The 20184-nt window shown below is 38.3% G+C and carries 19 protein-coding genes; 12 read left to right on the plus strand and 7 right to left on the minus strand.

Going from position 1 to position 20184, the window contains the following annotated elements; genetic code table 11:
- Positions 1 to 50: 50 nt before the first annotated feature.
- The 10 genes from WKK05_RS39615 (at position 51) to WKK05_RS39660 (ending at position 13525) form a co-directional block, all read left to right on the plus strand.
- Positions 51 to 1148, plus strand: a complete 1098-nt coding sequence (locus tag WKK05_RS39615; protein ID WP_341531718.1) for a hypothetical protein — start codon at positions 51 to 53, stop codon at positions 1146 to 1148.
- A 172-nt stretch (positions 1149 to 1320) separates the two neighbouring features.
- Complete coding sequence (locus WKK05_RS39620) at positions 1321 to 2115, plus strand: hypothetical protein (protein WP_341531719.1); 795 nt, start codon at positions 1321 to 1323, stop codon at positions 2113 to 2115.
- A complete protein-coding gene (locus WKK05_RS39625) occupies positions 2112 to 3650 on the plus strand; it encodes a TrbI/VirB10 family protein (protein ID WP_341531720.1) in 1539 nt (512 codons plus the stop codon). Before WKK05_RS39620 ends, WKK05_RS39625 begins: the two co-directional genes overlap by 4 nt.
- On the plus strand, positions 3647 to 4393 hold the full coding sequence (locus WKK05_RS39630; RefSeq protein WP_341531721.1) for a hypothetical protein: 747 nt from the start codon (positions 3647 to 3649) through the stop codon (positions 4391 to 4393). Before WKK05_RS39625 ends, WKK05_RS39630 begins: the two co-directional genes overlap by 4 nt.
- A gap of 6 nt (positions 4394 to 4399) precedes the next feature.
- Complete coding sequence (locus WKK05_RS39635) at positions 4400 to 5593, plus strand: hypothetical protein (protein ID WP_341531722.1); 1194 nt, start codon at positions 4400 to 4402, stop codon at positions 5591 to 5593.
- Positions 5594 to 5980: 387 nt separating this feature from the next.
- Positions 5981 to 6895, plus strand: coding sequence for a hypothetical protein (locus tag WKK05_RS39640; RefSeq protein ID WP_341531723.1), 915 nt, complete (start codon positions 5981 to 5983; stop codon positions 6893 to 6895).
- Complete coding sequence (locus tag WKK05_RS39645; protein WP_341531724.1) at positions 6882 to 8672, plus strand: TraM recognition domain-containing protein; 1791 nt, start codon at positions 6882 to 6884, stop codon at positions 8670 to 8672. The genes WKK05_RS39640 and WKK05_RS39645 overlap by 14 nt, the downstream gene beginning before the upstream one ends.
- Positions 8673 to 8676: 4 nt before the next feature.
- A complete protein-coding gene (locus WKK05_RS39650; protein ID WP_341531725.1) occupies positions 8677 to 9165 on the plus strand; it encodes a hypothetical protein in 489 nt (162 codons plus the stop codon).
- Between the two features lie 47 nt (positions 9166 to 9212).
- The gene (locus WKK05_RS39655; protein ID WP_341531726.1) at positions 9213 to 12737 is read left to right on the plus strand and encodes a DUF3854 domain-containing protein; all 3525 of its coding nucleotides are present in this window, start codon (positions 9213 to 9215) and stop codon (positions 12735 to 12737) included.
- 5 nt (positions 12738 to 12742) lie between these two features.
- Positions 12743 to 13525, plus strand: a complete 783-nt coding sequence (locus tag WKK05_RS39660; protein WP_341531727.1) for a hypothetical protein — start codon at positions 12743 to 12745, stop codon at positions 13523 to 13525.
- On the opposite strand, the gene WKK05_RS39665 is transcribed toward WKK05_RS39660, so the two are convergent.
- The gene (locus WKK05_RS39665) at positions 13522 to 13764 is read right to left on the minus strand and encodes a hypothetical protein (RefSeq protein WP_341531728.1); all 243 of its coding nucleotides are present in this window, start codon (positions 13762 to 13764) and stop codon (positions 13522 to 13524) included. The genes WKK05_RS39660 and WKK05_RS39665 overlap by 4 nt on opposite strands.
- Positions 13748 to 14512: an ATP-binding protein gene (locus tag WKK05_RS39670; RefSeq protein ID WP_341531729.1), complete on the minus strand. Its 765-nt coding sequence runs from the start codon at positions 14510 to 14512 to the stop codon at positions 13748 to 13750. Before WKK05_RS39670 ends, WKK05_RS39665 begins: the two co-directional genes overlap by 17 nt.
- 273 nt (positions 14513 to 14785) lie before the next feature.
- Between WKK05_RS39670 and WKK05_RS39675 the strand changes: the two genes are divergently transcribed.
- Complete coding sequence (locus WKK05_RS39675) at positions 14786 to 15442, plus strand: response regulator transcription factor (protein ID WP_341531730.1); 657 nt, start codon at positions 14786 to 14788, stop codon at positions 15440 to 15442.
- Here WKK05_RS39675 and WKK05_RS39680 read toward each other — a convergent pair whose 3' ends face one another.
- The 4 genes from WKK05_RS39680 to WKK05_RS39695 form a co-directional block, all read right to left on the minus strand.
- A complete protein-coding gene (locus tag WKK05_RS39680; protein WP_341531731.1) occupies positions 15443 to 16039 on the minus strand; it encodes a DUF6753 family protein in 597 nt (198 codons plus the stop codon).
- Entirely contained in the window at positions 16039 to 16737 is a 699-nt protein-coding gene (locus WKK05_RS39685) for a hypothetical protein (RefSeq protein WP_341531732.1), read from the minus strand. Before WKK05_RS39685 ends, WKK05_RS39680 begins: the two co-directional genes overlap by 1 nt.
- A 168-nt stretch (positions 16738 to 16905) precedes the next feature.
- Complete coding sequence (locus WKK05_RS39690) at positions 16906 to 17892, minus strand: hypothetical protein (protein ID WP_341531733.1); 987 nt, start codon at positions 17890 to 17892, stop codon at positions 16906 to 16908.
- A 32-nt stretch (positions 17893 to 17924) separates the two neighbouring features.
- A complete protein-coding gene (locus tag WKK05_RS39695) occupies positions 17925 to 18251 on the minus strand; it encodes a hypothetical protein (protein ID WP_341531734.1) in 327 nt (108 codons plus the stop codon).
- A gap of 447 nt (positions 18252 to 18698) precedes the next feature.
- Here WKK05_RS39695 and WKK05_RS39700 point away from each other — a divergent pair, with 447 nt between their 5' ends.
- The gene (locus WKK05_RS39700) at positions 18699 to 19370 is read left to right on the plus strand and encodes a hypothetical protein (RefSeq protein ID WP_341531735.1); all 672 of its coding nucleotides are present in this window, start codon (positions 18699 to 18701) and stop codon (positions 19368 to 19370) included.
- Positions 19371 to 19572: 202 nt separating this feature from the next.
- Here WKK05_RS39700 and WKK05_RS39705 read toward each other — a convergent pair whose 3' ends face one another.
- Complete coding sequence (locus tag WKK05_RS39705) at positions 19573 to 20184, minus strand: hypothetical protein (RefSeq protein ID WP_341531736.1); 612 nt, start codon at positions 20182 to 20184, stop codon at positions 19573 to 19575.

Consider the following 20184-nt stretch of genomic DNA (forward strand, 5'->3'; position numbering starts at 1 on the left):
CAGGCTTGAAATATTTTTAAACATTACTAGATTTAGCAAGGATTTAAATCATGTTTTTACTAGCAAAACTAGATGGTGGTGATTTAGCTAATTTAGCTAAGGAAAATGCGGCTTCAGTAGCAAAAGGATTTGATGAGCTTTGGCAAGAAACTATTACGGGTGGTGTTTATTCAGCAATTTGTAAAGTTGGTGCTTTATTCGCTATAGCTACGTTAACTTTCTTCATGGTTGAATGGACAAAAAAAATGATGGCAGGGGAAGAACAAAGAGCTTACACTGATTTTATTTGGCCATTAATAGTTATCTATCTCTTAAGTAATAATGGAAATGTTTTAGGAAAATCAACTTTGGGCATTAGAAACTATATTAATAATGTAAATAATATAGTTCTTAGCCAAGCTGCTGCGGGGATTGATCTTAAACAAGCATATGAACAAGCATTAGGAACAGAAGCAGCACGTAGTGCCATTGGTCTAACTGTTAACAGGTGTCAAAATTCGTCTTTGAGCCAGCAAGAGCAGATAGAATGTCTTAATAAAGCAAAGTCAGACTTAAAAGAGAAATATCCCGATAAATTTGGTGCTGACGGACTATTTTCTTGGTTTATCGATGCGATTGATGGTGCTGTTGATGCATTCAATGATTTTAAAAAGCGCAAGGCAAATGGACTAGATTTAATACTCTCTCCCATAAATGGCTTTGTCGGTTCTGCTATAACAGACATTGTTACTATAATTTTAGTCGGGATGAATGGAGCCTATCAATGGGGAATTGAATTAACAATGCTGGTAACAGCACTTCTTGGGCCAGTTGCGGTTGGTGGTTCTTTGCTGCCCTACGGGGCTAAATCAATTTACACTTGGCTCGTTGGATATTTCAGTGTTGGTTTTGGCAAACTATGTTTTAATCTCATCGTAGGATTTGCTGGACAATTAATCGCAGATTCTAAGTCTTATCAGCCAATGTTCTTCCTATTTACTATTGGTATAATCGCGCCATTCTTAGCTACAGGATTAGCGGCTGGTGGTGGGGTTGCTGTACTTGCTCAAATTAATAAAGCATCTGAAACTTACACTGGGATTGCCATTGAAGTCACTAAGGGTTTGGTAACTAAAGGCGGTAGTTTAGTTGGAAAAATAGCAAAGTGATATTGCCGTCAGAATACATTCGTCAGAATTCAGTTCTTCTGAATGATAGAAAAATCAGGAACTAGATTGATTTGTGGATATACTTCTAATACTAAATCTCCTATAAATTCTGGCTTCTGAGTCCTGAATTCTTACATATTGCCCATATACCCTGACATCTTTAGTTAAGATAATGCTGAATCATAAAAAAGCTTCGCCAACAAAAAAAGAGCCATTACAACTACTCAGATACAATAAATACGTCACAACTAGAGTAGGAATAATTTCTTTAGCTGGCTTCTCAATGGCAGCGTTATCTCTGTTGTTACAATTCCTCAATTATGGGGCAATTTCTGTATTAAATAGAAAGCAATTAGCACTGGTACAACTCTCGTCAGGGGATACAATTACCGCCAGAGCAGTAGACCCAAAAGAACGCTCTGATGAGGTGATAAAGAAATTCGTTTCCGATACCTTTGTGAAAATGTTTAACTGGGATGGAATAGTACAAGCTTTCAATGAAAAAGGTGAACCTATAACTAAGCAAGATACTGGGATAGAAGTAGGCAGAATTAATAATAAATTTAATAGCCGAGTGACTGCAAAAGCTTACGATGCTGCCTTTGCTTTGAGTGAAAACGGAGGATTCAGAGCCGCCTTTTTGAAAAAGCTAGCATCAATCACTCCTAATGGAGTATTTAATGGAGAATCACAAGTATCTTTAATTCCCAGAGCTATTTCTAATCCACGCAAAATTAGGGAAGGCAAGTGGGAGATAGATTTTATTAGTACACTTGTAACTTTTGACCGTGCAGATAATTCCGGCAAAGGAATTACTTTTAATAAAACCATTACACTTGTCTCAATTTCTAATCCAGAGTATATCCCAGCTAATACTAGTGAATTAGCCAAGAAAATCTATTCGGCAAGGAAGGCCAGATTGGAAATTACTGAAATTGTTAATTTAGATTTAGGCCAAAGAAAATGAGTATAGAGAATCATAAAAATGGTTCAGGTGCGACTCTAGAGGATTTGCTTCATATAGATGATGCTAGTAGTAAAACTAATGGTAATAAACCGCCAGAGCCAGAAAGTTTGCTAGTGGCTACTAAGCATACATTTGTCACTTCACCTTGGTCAAGACTAGCAATAATCACTATTCCCTTTGGAGTTGGATTTTTAGCTATATTTTTCATGCTCAATGGAGTGTTTAATCCTGCACCAGCACCAAAATTTGCTCTTAAAACAACAGAGTCAGCATCAACTACTGAGCAAGCACAACAAAGTGATGATGGTGATGGCGATGCGCGTGCAAAACTAGCTTTATCTGACCAAGCCGATGAACTGAACAAAATTAATAAAGACCAAAAAGAACAACCTGCACAAGTAAAAGTCTCTCAAACTCCAAAGGTCGTACCATCCACCCCACCGTCACCGCGCCCTGTTGAAAATTCTTCCCCACGCCCTGTACCTCGAACTGCATCACAAGCGATTAAAACCTACACTCCGCGACCAACACGCACGAGTTTTTCTCCTAGACCCTCTATAGGAGCGCGAACAGCCACACCCTTAGATCCTATGGAGCAAATCAACAAACTCCGTAGCATCGGTTCTTACGGCAAAATCGCTTATGCCGAAACTAACATCAACGACCAATCTTCATTAGACCCGGCTCAAAATCAACCCAGTCAACCTGATGAACAAACTGATTTCAATAATGTAGGTAATGATTCTGTTGAGCAAACCACGCCGCAAAACTCAACTGACTCGATTGAAAAAATCCGCCCCCGGTGGCAAGTGGAAGCTCTTGCTAAGTCGGATAAATATTTAGTCCAGGAAAGACAAATACTTGAAGCTAAACAAACTCGCTACCTTACTGTTGGTACTTTTGCTAGTGGTGTTCTTGTTACACCTTTAGTTCAGTCCACAGTTAATAATTCCCAGCAGACACAAACGCCAATTTCTAATAGCACTAGGTCTGTTGCTAGATTGCAAGAGGATTTACACGATAACTATGGGCAAGTCGCAATCCCTGACGGTACTTTATTGGCAGTCGAGTTAGCTTCGGTTGATGGCGGCAGTCAAGCGATCGCTTATGTCAGGGCGATCATTAAAGATAATACAGAATATCCCATAGCAGCGGGTGCAATTTCCGTGACTGGAGAAGGTGGTAGACCTTTGATAGCCAGGAAATTTCAGGATAGGGGTGGCGAGATTGCCCGTAATGACTTGTTTGGTGGCGCTGTGTCTGCATTAGGAAAGGTTGGGGAGATTATGAACCAACCTAATAGTGAAGAAGAAATTGAGGATGAATTTACCGGACGGTTTCGTAGACGTAGCAGTGGCAATCAACGCAATATTACTGGTGCATTACTCGAAGGGTTTTTTGGTCAAGTTAGCGAAAACATCAGCCAACGTAATCAACGAACTACGCAAGAAATTCTCTCTCGCCCCAATGCTTGGTTTATTCCAAAGGGAACCAAACTTACCTTTAATGTCAATCGCTCTTTGGAGTTACCATGAAAAGCATAATTAACACAGTTACAAGCTACACTTTAGCGTTGGCGTTCGCTCTGGCTCCAATCTCCACAATTGCCGCTCCAGTCGTTCGCACCATCAAACAGACTCAAGCTAGCGGTCAAGGGGCAACTTTACAAACTATCAACGTCTGGAATGGTCACGGGGTAGCTATTTCTTTCTATGAAATTGGCGAAATCATCAAAAAAGTCTGGTTGGATGACCCTTCACAAATCCTGATTGATACAGATGGTTGCTTAGAAGGATTGGATCAAAATTGCTCTAATCCGGGTGCGGGACTAATTCATTTGCGACGGATCAGCAAAGTTAACATTCCCGGCTTACCGCAATCATCCACCACATTGCTCACAGTCATTACACAATCATCAACTGGTGAACGCAAGGCTTACAGTTTTCGACTAGCAACAAGTAATAGCACCCCTAAATATAGCCAGGTAGTGATCAAGAGTGATGTGGCACGAGAACAAGCAACCCCAAAACCTCAATTGCAATCATTAGTTAAAACACAAAAAACAATTAATCAAATCAGAAGTGGTATTGTTACCGCTATTAAAAGTGGATGGATAAATTACCAAGATGAACTACACCAACGCTTGCAAAAGTTCATTGGTTATTTACAAGCAGGTGATGACATTTCTACTGCTGCTAACAAAGCTTCTGTCTCTCAAGATTTAGTTAATAAATTAATTGCTTTAAGTAATAGTTCTGATAATTTAACACGGCGGTAATGGCTTATGAAATCATCTTTTCGCCTCAATGATAACGCCTTACGTTACTTCATCTTTTTTGGTTTAGCGGGTAGTTTATTCATTCATAGTTTTATTAAGTACGGGCTACTCAATCAAACCATTGGGTTAATCATGCCCAAAGCCTCTGCACAAGTACCCATTGTAAATTCACCCAATGGGTTTACTCCTGATTGGTCGCGCTTGCGTTTCAGTGACATGATTATTTCTGTTAGTGGCAGCGTCACTTACCCAAGCACTAAAGGTACAGAAACCAGAAGCTGGAGGGCGGGACAAAGTATTGACCAGTTTATGGAATTGGGAGATTTTGAAACTCCTCAACTAGCCATAGAAACTCTAAACCTTTCAACGATAGCTAGAGTACAGGAAATCAATTTAAGTCGATTGAGACTGTCTGACTTTCAATTAACCGGGTGGCAAACATTACCAAATTTAGTAAAAGCAGTTCCGGGTTTGGGCAATAGAAGTGTTGCCAGTGTACCACCCATCCGTGATTTTGCCAGAAGATTTGGCATTAATGGCGGTACAATCGCTAATCTGGGACGCTATTCCAATTTACGTAATGTTCAAATTGGTCGAGCAATTAATTTAAAAAATTATCCTTTGACATCCATTCCTAATATCCAGAACGCATCAATAAATCGCTTTGCAAATTGGCAAGACTCGAAAATTATTGGTGTGCCTGGATTATCAATACTAACTTGGGATAATTTACCTGGGCTAAGAACACTTGATTTATCATTTGTGGCCAAAGTGGATTTGCCATTGCGAGATATCGAGGCTAACCGCATTCGCTCTATTTCCGGGAGTTATCAGCAAGGGTTTAATGTTCCCTGCCTCCAAGATAATTGCGCTCATGCAGAGATGTCAGGCATTGGCAAAACTACTGGTACACAGTGGATGTCCGGTAAATTTCAAAAGGTTAATGGTGGGTTTGGCATTTTAAAAGCTCTCAATGGTGGTAAAGAGCCGACTGGCAGGAACCCCTTTGGCTCCAGTTTTAAACAAGTAGTCTGGAATATTTATGAAGACAGTGGAAAGGTGGAAACTACTATGTTTTTCCGTATCTGCAAAACCATTCCCTTCATTGGTCGCACTTGCAGTCCCTATTTCATTGGCCCTGTACTTTTTATTGTCTACCGAGAGCAAGACCCTATCGTTCTTGGTAAACCAAATTCGTAAGAATTCAGGATTCAGAATTCAGAATTCAGAATTATGAACCAGAATACATTCGCCTGAATACCTAAAGAATTAGGAATAAATTTGATAAATAAATGTACTAATTATGTTGAATTCTTGTCTTTATTCTGACTTCTGACTCCTGGGTGCTGAATTCTTACCCAAATTCTTTACCATAATTAAATTAATATTTTGAACATGATTTACGCTGCAATAGAAATAGGGCAGAGCATCATTGTTGTTGATACTCAATATCCCTCAGTCTCAATTGGTGATTACGCTCGAAGTCAAGGCTATGATGGAATGGCACTAAGAAAAGGTGAAACGTCGCCAGGGCTCTTTGTTGGGGGTAGGGTGTAGGGTGTGGTGTTTAAGACAATTAAACTTTAGTTGCGTCAAGGAGTTCAACATTTTCTTGATTTCCCACACCCCACACCCCACACCCCACACCCCACACCCAAAAGCCAGTTATATAAGGGATTTACGCTTTTCTTAGTGCCATTCGGCTATGATGTTCATGTATTCGCCCCTGGATTTAGTGAGTCAGATATTTGCAATCCCTTAGATTTTTTGATTGATAATCAGGATGCTCAAACTGCTCATCTTCTGGCTAGTTCAATTAATAAATATTTTTGGCGATTAAATAATAACAATAGTTTTTTCGATGCTTCGGGTGAACAGCTAACTAAAGCGATTCTCATGCTAACTAAAGAGTTTGGCGCTCATAGCGATATTCTTACCGCTACTGCCATCATTAAGAGCGAATACTTGGTTAAACGATTGATAAATGCCAATCTCAATCCTTGGATTAAGGTAGCTTTTGGTCAATTATTCAGTTGTGCAGAATCACCACTGACAACCGCTAGCGTTGTCGATAGTGCCTGTATAATGTTTTCTGAATTTATGGTTGATAGATGTGTACCTTGGCTAATTGGTAAATCTACACTTCCTTTGAAAGTTAAAGAGCGTCAAATGATTATTTTTGGTATTAACCAGCACAATCACGCTGTTGCTCCCTTAATTTTCAGTATTTTTGAGTTGTTATTGACTCAGCATATTGCCCTGTGCGGCTCATCTTTAATAGTTGCCATAGATCAATCAATGAATGCTAGTTTACCTAACCAAATTGGTAGTCAGCAAATAAAACCAATAATTATTCTTGCAGAAGACTTCAATCAAGAAGTTTCTATTCGTTGGGAAAGCCATAAAAATATGAAACTTGTTCCTGTTGAGGATGAATTAGCTCTAAGAGCTAAACAAGTAGACCAAAGATTTCTAAAATTTGATAAATATGAGCAAATCTGAAGAAGCAAATAGCGTTAACAGTAAGGAGTTTCGGTTTGAGCAATTACAAAATCCTCACGATGCAATTGGCAAGTACACTCATCAATTGTTAACTCCTAATGGTTTAACAGTTTTATCCTTACTTGGTTCTTATATTTTGATCAGGGTATTTTTTGGCGACTCTAACAAGAAAAAAATTGCTACTAGTTATTGGGGAGGTGTTAAAGAAACTAAAAATGCTAATCAAAAAGCACTTTTGCAAATAGCTAGTCCTAAATGTGATAGTGCTGCACTTTATATTGGTAAACACACATTTTTTGGTTCAAAGGAAAAAAATACTAGCATTAATTTTTATATTCCTGATGTGCAACGAGGTACGGCGGTCATTGGCGCTCCCGGTAGTGGTAAAACATTCAGTGCCATCAATCCGATGATTTACTCGGCTATAGATCAAGGCTTTCCTATCATCGCCTACGATTTCAAATATCCATCACAAGCAAAAGTTGCCAGTTATGCCAAGTACAAGGGCTATGATGTCCACATATTTGCACCAGGATTCCCTGAGTCTGAAGTTTGCAATCCTCTTGATTTCCTCAAAGACAGTAGTGATGCCGAAAGCGCACGACAAATTTCCACCGTCATCAACAAGAATTTTCGGCTTTTAGGTAATGCAAGTGAGGATGGGTTCTTCGGGCCGTCCGGAGATCAGTTGACTCAAGCAATTTTGATGTTAGCTAAAGAGTTCGGTCAATTCGCGGATGTCATGACCTGTGCGGCGATACTTTCTAGTGAACAGATGGTCAAACGCCTCATGGCTGCTTCACTTAACCCTTGGGTGAAAATTGCTTTTGGTCAGTTGTTCAGTTCCGCAGCAAGTGAAAAGACCGTTGCCGGGATTGTCGCTACTGCCAGTATTATGTTTACTCGCTTTATGGCGAAAAACACCTTGGGCTGTTTCATCGGTAAGACGACTTTACCTTTGGAAATCAAAGGTAAACAGATGATTATTTTTGGGCTAGACAGAGAACGCCGAGATGCAGTAGGGCCTCTCATGACCAGTATTTTACACATGACCATCGCCCGAAATATTGCCAAAAAGCGACTTGACCCACTCATCGTTGCACTCGACGAATTACCTTCAATTTACTTACCTGACCTCTACAGGTGGCTCAATGAATCACGTTCTGAGGGCTTCTGCGGTATTATCGGCTTCCAAAATATGGGGCAACTTGAGAAGAATTACGGTAAAGATATTGCTAAGGCTATTCTTGGTGCTTGCAGTACTAAATTCATCTTCAATCCTGGTGAGAACGAGTCGGCGCAATTATTCTCCAGCTTCTTGGGTGATGAAGAAATTAAGTACAAGCAAAAAAGCCGTTCTACTGGTAGTAAAAATAATAGCACCAGTATTAGTGACCAGGAAAAAACTAGAAAGCTTTTTGAATCGGCTCAATTCCTGAAACTCATTGCTGGCAAATGTGTTTTTATTAATCCTGCTTATGCCAATAGAAATGAGGGGTCTGTTCCCTTACTCAAAACTATCAAAATTAATGAGTTACTCCAAAATATTGATAAGTACAATCAACTGAAATGGGCAAGAATTGTCAGTTTATTAGCTAGGAGAAGTACGCAGAAATTTCCCTCTGGGCAGGATTTAGCTTTACGGATTAGGCAAGTTGAGTCACGCTTTCCTATTCCCCAAAATCCTCAAGCTGTTTCTAATAACCCCGGTCTGACATCAAAAGACGTTGGTAGTATGGTTAACCAAAACCAAGTTAATTCTAATATCGGGTTTTAATCTTATGAAAATGACTATTGAAGAATTTAAGATTGATAATTTTGACTTAATCAGAACTTTATCTCAACAGTATATTCTCGCTCATGGTAGTTTCATTGATATTAATCTGCCTCTGGCTCAAATTATCGATAATTTTAATACCTTGTCTGGAACTAGACCAAGACTTAAGAGTTTGGGAATTTATATTGTCATCAGCTTAAAAAATATTTATATCACACTCAACCAACAATCATGCTTTCAAATTGTTAGTCAATATATTCACGGTATTGGCTGGCATGATTTACAGTACATTTATTTTTTCGATATTAAACCTAGTCATGTTTACATTCATATTGTTTTTAATCGCGTTACTCCAAAAGGTCAACTCATTGATGTCAAATACTTGGGGGCTAACTGGCAACAATATGAGGTTTTACGTCAGTCTTGTTCTCGGATATTAGAAAACCCTGTTAATAATAAATATTTGCAAAGACGCTGCAACTGTTGTCCCTAAACAAGAGTACAGCACAAAGCACAGTATATAAATAATTTACAAAAAATATGTTTGATGAACGACATTTGCAACTTACTTCCGCTTACGCTAGAGCTAGTCAGCATTTTATTAGAGCTTTCATTTATCCCTTGGGAGAGTTTATTTACAAATCAATAGAATCAGCTATTGATCTAAAATGTCGAATTGAAATAGGGGAAGAAACTTATTTCCTTACTCCTGATGAGGATGGGGGCTGGAAATGGTCTAAAGATAATAAAGAAGGTGTAACAGATGAGGAAATAGAACAAGTAGAAGAGATGGTGGCATATTTATTGCCTAAACTTCTCCCCGGCAGTAATGATATAACACCGTCGAATTTTCCTCCTGATCCTGATTTACCTCCAATTTTACCCAACCCTAATTCTCCCTTAATTCTTCCGCCTTCTGCCATATCTGTTGAGTTTTTAACTATACAGATGTGGCAGAACACCCAGGAATATCTACCTATTCAAGACCAAGATCATCTAGTAGTCTGCCAAGACAACTTTGTGTTGTGGTCAGATATTGAGGCTCTTGAGGCAGTAGGGGAATTGGGAGCAGAGGAGGAATTAGAATTAATAAATAGTAACAATATTTCCTCCAATTCTCCCCCTGCAACGCCAGCTCCTCTTCCCTCCCCTGCTCCCCCGGAACATATTGATCCGCAACATTGGCACGAACTCGTAGTAGGCAGCGCGATCGCTGCTGATATTGCTCGGATGAACTTCTCTAGTCTTCACTTTAGCTATGTCGGTGGCGAACATGAAGCTTGGGAACGGCTGATGATCAGTGACAAACTCTCACGTACAAATACAGGTAGCCTGTCCATTAGGGTTCTAGAACTCTATTCCCACTTAGATGCAGGTGGTTGGTGGTGTAATTCTGGAGTAGATCCGCGCACATTTGCTAATCTTACCCCTGGTGAGCAACCTCAAATTAAAGAATGGGGATGTTATAAGCCAAACCAACCCAGGACAAAAACTGTAAAAAAAGATGGTAAATATGTGGTGGTTGAAGGGAAATTCATCAAATATGAACATCCACCATCGGTAGAATTGAGTATTTTCTTGTTAGATGTTCCCCGTGAAATTGCCGAACGCATTTACTCCAAACATCAAGTTAATCCCACTAAAGAAGATCACCAATCAGGATTCTGGTACTGTGTGTGGAAGCACAATGTCCCCATTACCATTACCGAAGGAGCGAAGAAAGCAGCCAGTCTGTTAAGCCAGGGTCATGCTGCCATTGGGCTACCAGGGATTTCCTCCGGCTATCGCTCACCTAAAAACGAGTGGGGCAAGAAAATTGGTGATTCCTATCTGGCAGAAGAGTTAGCTGTTTTCGCTACTCCAAGCAGAGAAATCAAAATCTGCTTTGATTATGAAACCAAACCTGAAACTAAGCTCAATATCCACAGAGATATTTGGAAGACAGGAAGCTTATTACAAGAATTTGGTGCTGCCGTTAAAGTAGTAACGCTGCCAGGGCCGGATAAGGGTGTAGATGATTTTATAGTCGCACAGGGAGGAGAAAGTTTTGAAAAGCTATCTGCCGAGGCTATACCTCTAGAGTCATGGCATCAAAATCAACTTGATAGTTTACATTTTACTATCAAGCTTAAAGATGGCACAGTTAAAACAATTGATCAACAAAAAGGAGACTCTACCGTGACAGATGCTCCCGAATTAGAAACAAACATTGGTGTATTTCAAAAAAATCGCGCTAAATCACCTATTAACCCTAGTTCACAAATTATAGATATAGAAGTTAATGATTCAGACATTATTCATACAAATGCTGTCCCTAAGTTAGCCCAACCACCTGAGCCAGCCCAGCAAACTGAAACTCCTGTAATTAGTTCTTGGGCTAAAAAAGAAAATGTTACCCTTTATAAGCCTAATTTTTTTAGAAAGCGCCTGGAAGCTAGCGAGAATAAACAAATAGCTTTTGTTGCTTATACTTTGTTAAAAAAATATGGTGTTGAGGCTAAAGATGAACAACAGCAGACCAGTGGCAAAATTTACCATGCTGATGCTTTCACCATTAAGAATCATGGTGCTGATAAATACAGTATCTCTCGTCGTCATGATGAGCTAGAGTTAATGACTTTTCAAGCTGATAAATGGGGACACGTAGGCAATATTAAACTTTCTGACACAGAAATAGAAGATGAACAAAAAACTTTGATAGAAAAACAAATCAACATCCTGCCTATTGAAAGACAAGAGTTTTTGTTGATCTCAGACTACCTCAAAGGCGGTAAACAACTACCCGATGTCGATGAAGACCCGCGCAAAATTGCATCTACTCTTTCCTCGCTCTCCCCTAAAGGTACACATAACATTTTAGAAAGTTTCAAAGAAAACGAGGTATTAAAAATTCTCACACAAACTATTACTAGCTTCGAGAAAGACGATTTAACCTTGGGCAATTACCGGATTCTTTTTCGGCAAACCACTGACAATACATCTACTCTGCAATTATTCAAAACTGAACACAATGGTAGCACGAGGGAAGCTGTTCGCTTTCAGTTTGATAAAACTGACACTGGTATGACTCATCAAGTCCAAGCGATGGCTATCACTGAAGCTGATTTGGAGAAGTTAAAATTATTGGCTCAAAAACTGCATATTAATATTAATTATCAATCTTTATTTGGCAACCCGACAGACACCCGTGACATCGACTTGCCCCTTCATCCCGAAATTAACCGTAATTTAGACGAGGAGCAGTCATCTCAATCTACTCAATCTATGCCTAACGTACCAGATCGCAAGACACAATCGAATCCACAAGGAGCAAGCTCTAATTCTCCAAAACAACAGAATGCTGTATCACGCTCAACTACACCAAATTATTCATCTAACTTAGATAAAGTTTTGCTACCACTGCATCCAGTTTTGGAACAATATTGGGAGCAGTTAGAAAAAGATAGTTCTTGGAATGAGACTGTAGCACAAGGACATTTAGAATTTCAATCTAAAATTCAGCAAACTGGAAAATTAACTGTTGGTGAACAGCGTGAACTTTACCAGCAGATTCAAAATCAAGCCTGGAGTGAGATTAATCATAATGGACGTACTGATATTCTGCTTCCACCATTAGCCCACATTGTTAATGATTTGCGTTCGCAGGCTTTTCAACAACTACAGCCACACTTTTCTTCCGACCCAGCGCGTGATACACTCATGCCTCTTCACCCTGACATCGCCTCTCATTGGCACGGTTTAGAAACTAATAAAACTTGGTCTAGTGTTGCCAATCAATACAACATCCCTTTACGGGACAAAATTTCAAAAACTGGTAAGCTAACTATTGGCGAACAGCGTGAGCTTTACCAAAAAATTCTCCTTCAAAGTCTTGTCGAGCAACACAACATTGGGCAAACGAATATCTCACTTCCTCCTTTGAGTGATGTTATTCAGGATTTGCTCAATACTCGTAGCCAAATCATTAACGATACCTATACGCCCAGGGTTGAAGTACATTCCCAACCTCAAAAATCTCATACTCTACAACAACCTACTACTAATTCACAGGAATTAGAATTGTAATACCTATGCAATCTAGCTCAGTGGCCCAAACTATCACTCTCATCAACCGCAACAGTGGTTTTTCTGACAACCAAATGGCCTACAGGCTGGCGCTGATCATGGAGAAATTCCCACCCTCACCGTCAATAACCCCCGCACTAGACCCCACAGAGCGCGAAAATCTTATTAGTGAGATGAGAAATACTCTATCTGTGTCCCAAAATGCTCAAACTACTGAATCATATAGGCGATCGCTCAAGGAAAAATACCTTAAAGAGTACACCCAAAAATTGGGATTGGGTCAGATTGAGCAAACAACTGATATAGACAACTCCACAAGAGTTGAAAATTTAATAGCCGAGAGGAAAAAGACGTTCTTACAAGAAATATTACAGTCTCAAGGGCGCAAGTTACCTTTAGTTGAGCATCATTTGCCATCACCAAAGGAGACTGAAAATAATGAGGTTGTTAAAAAATCTCTCATTCCTGCACTCATGAATATTATCGTTACAAAGGGACAAGATACTATCGGCGGTCGAATTTATGAGGGCATCTCTTATCGACTCAATCTACTTATGAGAGAGGGAATGCAACGTCTGACTGTTTGGCGCAAAAGTGATAATCAATCAGCCTTTAGTGCTTACAAAACTGATAGTAGCGAAGAATACAAGGTAATACACAATCACCTGTCTATAGAAGAAACACAAAAGCTGATCAACTTTGATATTAGACAACAACAGCCACCACCACAGCCACCACCACAGCAAAAACAAAACGAGCAATCTCCTGACGGACCAGAATTAGACTAACTAAAATACCCAACAAACAAACCAAGAATGTACACACTTACCAAGACATACCGCTTAGTCACCCGCTCGAATTGTGACCAGGGTGAGATGATCACAGCTAATACTATGTAAAACAATGCTTGTAGAAAATCGTTCTGGCCCAGTTTGATAATTGCCGCTATCATCAAAGCCACAAAAATTAGAAATTCCACACCTGTTTCAATCCTGTCCCAAAGTTTCACATCATATAGGTAACGCATCTTGTAACCTCTGTGACTTGGGCAACATCCTATCATCAATCCCATAGACCCCGTTATCTTTGTAAGGAAATATGATGGTGAATTTGGTTCCTTGTCTAACTACCGAGTCTACGCTTATTCTCAAACCATGAGCATGAGCCACACATAAGGCGATGTACAGTCCTAGTCCCATCCCTGATTGATGTAATAAATTGCTATTTGGCGCTCGCCATAACGGGATAAATATATTTGATAGTTGTTCTTTGGTAATTCCTATGCCCGTATCTTCAATTTCGATAACTAAATCATCTTCTTGATTGAGCAGTCTTAAAAAGATATCTCCATGTCTAGTGTACTTAATAGCGTTTGTTACAAGATTACATAGCATTCTGTCAATACTTATGCTGTCACCTTGTACTTGCGTTCCATGCTTGTATGATAATTGAGTTTCATAGTGCATTTTCAACGAATGATACTCCGCTATTGGTTTGAAGAGAGAATAAGTTGTTTGTAAAGAACTCAACATATCAAACTGAGCTACTGTTACTGGTCTAACTTCTTGACAGACTCTGTTAGCTTCAACCAAGCTCATACCTCGGTCATTAGTATCCCGTAGGGCTACCAGAAATGGTCTGATTTCTTCTAGAGAGTATCCATAAACACCATCAATTAACTGATTTACAATCAACGATACCCCTTTAAAAGAATTTGACACATCATGGAGTAAGGCTGATAAATCCAACTGTTTGCTTAAAACTTCCTGTTGCATAACTATGCTTCCAGCGAAAGATTGTGATTTTGGCTACTTTTATGAATAAATGCTACTGATGTCTAGAATTTTTAGAATATTTTTATTTTAACCATCAAAAACTTTCTCTACAACCAAGTTTTAATATTAAAAGTCTTTTTTCATTTATCTAGCAAGAATTTTTCTGACCTGCTTATATTTTATAATTTCATACACAAAAAGTAAAATACTTAACATCAATAACCATGTTATAAATATTTAAGTATCTTACAGTCGAAGTAATTAAAGCCCTATATGATTCGATTAGTAATTATTGAGGATGAAGAACTAATCCGATTAGGAATAACTACCGCCATTAATCAACAACCAGATATGCAGATGGTAGGGATTGCTCGGACTGGGAATGAAGGAGTTAAACTAGTTGAGGAGTTAACTCCTGATGTGGTATTAGTAGATATTGGCTTGCCTGATATCTCTGGGGTCGAAGTCATTAAACAAATCAAAGCCAATACAAACAACATTAAGATTGTTGTTCTTTCTTCTCATTATTCTCAGAGTATTGTCCAGTCTGCTTTAAATGCCGGCGCTAATTCTTACATTCTCAAGAAGAATAATATTCCCTTGATCTTAGAAGCAATTAAAACCACCTTCTACGATAGCAAGTCTTTTTTTGACCCTGATATTAGCCGACATAATTTTTTTTCCCAACAGAAAATCAAGGGGAAGACTTACCAAGATCATCTCAGTACCACTGAAATCCAAATTATTTCTTTGATGGCAGCTGGTTTTTCTAATAAGCTTATTGCCGAGCAGTTATTTATTACTGAAAGTACCGTCAAAGGACATATTAACAAGATTTTTGCGAAGTTAGATGTCAGCGATCGCGTCAATGCTCTGATTGAAGCTAGTAAACTTGGGTACATCGAACAAAATTACCTGAAGGTAGGTTAGCTACTTACCTACTTGAATTAAGCAATAACCTCTGGTTTTATCCTCCTTTTCTTGACAGGCTTCAATTACTCCTTGATTTTTTAAGATGATTTGATACATCTCCTTACCCTCTTGGGATTTTGCCCATTGGAGAATCTTGAGATCATTACGTGAGACTAATACTGACTGATTTGTTCCTAAGTTTGAAACAATATTCCACGTTGTCAAGGAACCCAACAACGTACTGCCGGCCGCTACTAATCCACATACTGCTGATACTGTTCCTAACCCCCAGCCTCCTTGCACTTTCATCCCTGCTGTGCCAGTAGGCTTAATTTTTTTCATCTCATCACGCACGGCACTAGAGACAACCGTATAGTGCATTGACTCGGCGGATTTGCTTGTCTTTTCCAGTTTTTGGTCTATCAGTGCTGCCCACGCTTCTATCATTGCCTCCATTCTTGCCTGGAGGTCTATCACCGTTTCTTCATATCTGCCCAGTGTTGCCATCATTTTAAACACTGGATCATCTGGTGTAATTCCTAGTTGGTATGCCCCTTCAACTATGCGTTTTTGTTCTGATGGAGAATACCCTTGTAATGTGTCTTGCGCTGTCATTAGTCTAATCCTAAATAACTAATAGCTAAATTGTTCTTGCTCACTGAAATTTGAAATTTTTTAATCCATTGATAAATGAAGCTTCTCAAAAATAAAATTAGTGAAATATCGTGACAGCATTCAGAATAGGGTTTAACAAGTTTATCCATCATTTGATAATGATTTCGGTGTAAAGGTGGCAATTCTATTTCTGTGCCTCCTATTACTAATAACTTTTTGGGGATTTTTTCATCGTACTCTCTAAATTCTGGAGAAAAATGATAATTCTTAACTACTACATAGTTAGCATTGTTACTAGCTGTCTCAATTATTTGATTTAAGTAATCTAAGCAATTATTTCTCTGAGATATTGGCTGAAGAAATGTTAACTTCCAACCAAACCTAACTACTACTTCAAATAAACTAGTACTTTCAATGTATTGAGTAATCTTTTCAATATATTGTCCAGGCATCTCAATAATAATTATATCTAGCTGACAATTCTTTAATTCATCTGCTATCTGGTCAGTTTCATCATTCAATAAGTTAAAATGCTCAATTGGTACTAAATTTTCATAAGCCTTAAATACACAAAAAGTATCATGACTGTAAACCTTAATTCGTTTCCTTTTTAGCACCAGCATTTCTAGCAATAATTTGATAACTGTAGACTTCCCCACTCGCGCATCTCCTACAGTTATAATCACTCGTTTCGACATTTTTATTTTTTAACTGCTTTGAGTTTTTGTATTTCAGAATAAAGGAAGAAGCTCTTAGACAATTTGTCAAATTAATCCTGACCAGAACAATTGTAAATTTGTAATTGGTAACTCTTAGGGACGCTAAAAGCGTCTCTAAGAGTTGCAAGAGTGTGAATTGGAGTAGCCTTACTCGGATAAGTTTTCTTTGATTCCAAACAAATCTTTTATGGGCTTTATTTGCCCTTTGAAATTATTTAACCAACTTAAGACTCTACCAAATACAGACGGATATTCATCTTGTTCAAGTCCTTGTCTAAATGTCATATTCTTAGCATCTAAATAATCGTAAGATTTTTTCGCTAATTTTGGCATATTTATACTTGTGAATTTATGCCCTTTTGCTTTTACTTGCTGTTCCATTTCTTTTATTTCTTTTGAACTGTCATAAAAAGTAAATTGCTCTGCCTCTCCATAGAACAAATTTTTTACTATCACATAATCAACATTATCACCACAGAAACTGTACAATTCTAGTAGTTGATTTATACAATCAATTATTGTACTCATAACTACTACTATAGTTACCTGCATCTTACATTTATTATTTACTACGCCTAAAAAACCCATTTCTTTTATTAAAATTTTTAAAGTCGGCAGAAATTGAGATGGCGTTTCTAACATGATTAAGGATTGCTTCTCTCCAGCTTTCCCATCTGCTTTAGGCTTCGGGTAAACTAGTTCTTTTAAATTATCTAAAAAATCATCTAATTTATCTGAATTAGATATATCTAAAGGTTCAATATTAGAATATTGTCCATAAAATCTGAGCAAGTGGGGATTAGAATTATCCGCATCTAAGCCAACAAATTTGACTGCGCTATCTATGTAAGTTTGCGCTAAACCTCTCGCAAATGTTGACTTGCCAACACCTCCTTTATCTCCTGTGACCATTACTAACCTCCTTAGTTCTTCTGGATTAGTATTTTTATCGTTATTCCCATTCTTGCCTGTGGATGCTGGATTTTTTTCTGCCGGATTGGTGTGTGTATTATCAGTGAGTGTTCCTGTCGGATTGATGGGTGTTACATTGCCGGGCTGTGTATTACTAGTGTCTGTTTCTGTCGGATTGTTAGTATTTTGGTTATTCTCGTTGGCTGTCTCAATAGTTGTCATTCTTTCTTCCTTTTGACATTTATTACTTTTTTTTACAGATATTCTCTTTGGAATATCGGTCGGATTGTGGTTCTGACCCAATGCACAAATTTATTAATCAAGTCCGCTTCAACAATCGTTTTTAAGCTATTGATGGCTGTGAAATTTAAAGTTTTTACTGTTACTACCTCTTTTTCAATAACTACATAACGTTCTTGACTGTGGATGTTCATCAGCACTACCTTTTCACTATTTAGTTCTGCTGCAACAACGTTGAACACATCTTCGGCAAATATCTCTAGCCCTAATGGGGTAGAAATTACCCGCACTGTGCTACCCAAAGGGTGATCAAATTCCCAATATGTCCATACTCTTCCCATTTTTAGTTTTTCTTTGCGCTCACCCTATCTATGCCATATTTCTCTCCACAGAATAAAGCTATTCAAGTACTGTTTTTTTCAATACCGTAGTTTCTTGACTTTTAAAAAATACGTTATAAAATCACAAGCTCTGTTTTAGCTCTCAAAACTTTGACCTGATAAGACAATCGTGCGATAAGATAACACTTGCGCTCTGCGTCATTGCTGCTAAGCTAACCGTCATTCATTTTTCCAAGCTAATTCGCTTATAGTAAAGGCTTCAGCCCTGGTTTTATGCAACTTAAATGCTCATTAGCTTATGTAACTAAAAAATTGTAAAATTGGATTGTATGTGCGGAACAAATATGTATAATACTTGCAGATTATAGTTAAGCATTTGTTAGAAGTAGATATTGAGTAAATAGGAAAACTGTTAATTAATTTTTAGAATCAATTGTTGGAGTATTTATGAATAAAATAGGTTGGTTCGCAACCCTTGTTTTGATAGGTTTAGGATTAGGGGCTTGCCAGTCTGATGGGGACAAGGTAAGCCAAGCTGATAATAATGTGAAACAGGCTTATGCTGCGAAATTGACTGATGAGCAAAGCCAAAAAGAAAATGAAGTGCAAGAGCAAATCAGGCAATATGTAGAAGAGACACCAGACTTGTACAGAATAAGCTGGAAAGTATGTGGAGATTATAGAAGTCGTTTGCGGGATGGAGTAAGATGTAGCGAAACTAAAATTCCTAAAACTAAAGGATATGTTAATCCCGTTTACGTGTGGGCAGCTAATGGAGTGCAGTTTGTTAATAAGCAACACTTTGTTGATAGCTATTGGGCTACAGGATTGTTTATCAAATCTAAAGGATGCTTAAACTCAGGTAAGCCAACACAAGAGCAGTTTTATAATGTGAAAGATTTTACAAGAGACAAAACAAGTGCTATTCCTACGGCAGCAAACGTAAAGATTGAAGCTCTATCAAAGCAAGAAAAGCAAACAGTAGTAAAACAAGCATTCAAGGACGCAGAGACAGAAAACTACGCTATAACCAACTTTGGTGTGTCAGCAACTACAGGATTAATCCCCACAGGGAAAGATTGTTTGACTTTGGAAGAATGGAAGAAAACGCAGTCTTAAGTTCAAAATAACTAAGCAATAAATACGTCAGAAGTCAGGAGTCAGAATGTTTGTCAAATAAAGAATTAAAACGATAGATATTTTGTGGAAATCGTCATTCCAATAGCTGGAAGTTTTGTTTCAAAATGAATTCTGGATTCTGTTAGCGTAGCGGGGCGCAGCCCATTCTGGATTCTGAATTCTTACATAAATACTTTATTGCTTAGTTTTGATAATCAAAACACCCGTTCGTATAATCAACTTCAGGTAATCTTCCAGCCCTATACCCAGTGATCTGATCTCGATCCGTTTCAAAAACTATACGAAATTTCTTTTTGGGAGTAGTGTAGACTAAGGTGTTATCTTTAGTGACAAGATTTTTACCGTAGATTGCCTTGACCTCATCAATACTCTGCCCGACTTGAGCGCCATTGGCGGTAGTTAAAGTATAGTTGCGGCTAACTTCAATAGTGGCGATCGCATCTTTGATGACCATGAACCGGATGCGCTCTAGTCCACTTCCTGCTTGTGGCTCAACGTAATAGCAGCCTCTGTTGATCAGTCCACTGCTGGTTATAGGTAGGAGTTGAAGGCGAGAGACTTCCTCTGCACGTTGAACAGTCATATTAATTTTGATTTTACCCAGACTGTCAAAATTAACTAATGATTTGCTAGTGACGTTTTGTACTGGGTGAATATATATAAGGTATAAAACAAAGATAATCCACGAGAAAAATAAAGTAATAATTAATTTAGAGATATCTCTAGTATCAGAACTAGTGTATTTAACTGGGTTGTTTATAAATTCATCAAACTTATTAATAATTGACCGCAT

Source organism: Nostoc sp. UHCC 0302, from assembly GCF_038096175.1.
In the GTDB taxonomy this organism is placed as follows: Bacteria; Cyanobacteriota; Cyanobacteriia; order Cyanobacteriales; family Nostocaceae; genus UHCC-0302.

Coding starts and splice junctions, on each gene's coding strand:
- WKK05_RS39615 (WP_341531718.1), top strand. CDS start 51: ATGTTTTTACTAGCAAAACTAGATGGTGGTGATTTAGCTAATTTAGCT.
- WKK05_RS39620 (WP_341531719.1), top strand. CDS start 1,321: ATGCTGAATCATAAAAAAGCTTCGCCAACAAAAAAAGAGCCATTACAA.
- WKK05_RS39625 (WP_341531720.1), top strand. CDS start 2,112: ATGAGTATAGAGAATCATAAAAATGGTTCAGGTGCGACTCTAGAGGAT.
- WKK05_RS39630 (WP_341531721.1), top strand. CDS start 3,647: ATGAAAAGCATAATTAACACAGTTACAAGCTACACTTTAGCGTTGGCG.
- WKK05_RS39635 (WP_341531722.1), top strand. CDS start 4,400: ATGAAATCATCTTTTCGCCTCAATGATAACGCCTTACGTTACTTCATC.
- WKK05_RS39645 (WP_341531724.1), top strand. CDS start 6,882: ATGAGCAAATCTGAAGAAGCAAATAGCGTTAACAGTAAGGAGTTTCGG.
- WKK05_RS39650 (WP_341531725.1), top strand. CDS start 8,677: ATGAAAATGACTATTGAAGAATTTAAGATTGATAATTTTGACTTAATC.
- WKK05_RS39655 (WP_341531726.1), top strand. CDS start 9,213: ATGTTTGATGAACGACATTTGCAACTTACTTCCGCTTACGCTAGAGCT.
- WKK05_RS39660 (WP_341531727.1), top strand. CDS start 12,743: ATGCAATCTAGCTCAGTGGCCCAAACTATCACTCTCATCAACCGCAAC.
- WKK05_RS39665 (WP_341531728.1), bottom strand. CDS start 13,764: ATGCGTTACCTATATGATGTGAAACTTTGGGACAGGATTGAAACAGGT.
- WKK05_RS39670 (WP_341531729.1), bottom strand. CDS start 14,512: ATGCAACAGGAAGTTTTAAGCAAACAGTTGGATTTATCAGCCTTACTC.
- WKK05_RS39675 (WP_341531730.1), top strand. CDS start 14,786: ATGATTCGATTAGTAATTATTGAGGATGAAGAACTAATCCGATTAGGA.
- WKK05_RS39680 (WP_341531731.1), bottom strand. CDS start 16,039: ATGACAGCGCAAGACACATTACAAGGGTATTCTCCATCAGAACAAAAA.
- WKK05_RS39685 (WP_341531732.1), bottom strand. CDS start 16,737: ATGTCGAAACGAGTGATTATAACTGTAGGAGATGCGCGAGTGGGGAAG.
- WKK05_RS39690 (WP_341531733.1), bottom strand. CDS start 17,892: ATGACAACTATTGAGACAGCCAACGAGAATAACCAAAATACTAACAAT.
- WKK05_RS39695 (WP_341531734.1), bottom strand. CDS start 18,251: ATGGGAAGAGTATGGACATATTGGGAATTTGATCACCCTTTGGGTAGC.
- WKK05_RS39700 (WP_341531735.1), top strand. CDS start 18,699: ATGAATAAAATAGGTTGGTTCGCAACCCTTGTTTTGATAGGTTTAGGA.
- WKK05_RS39705 (WP_341531736.1), bottom strand. CDS start 20,184: ATGCGGTCAATTATTAATAAGTTTGATGAATTTATAAACAACCCAGTT.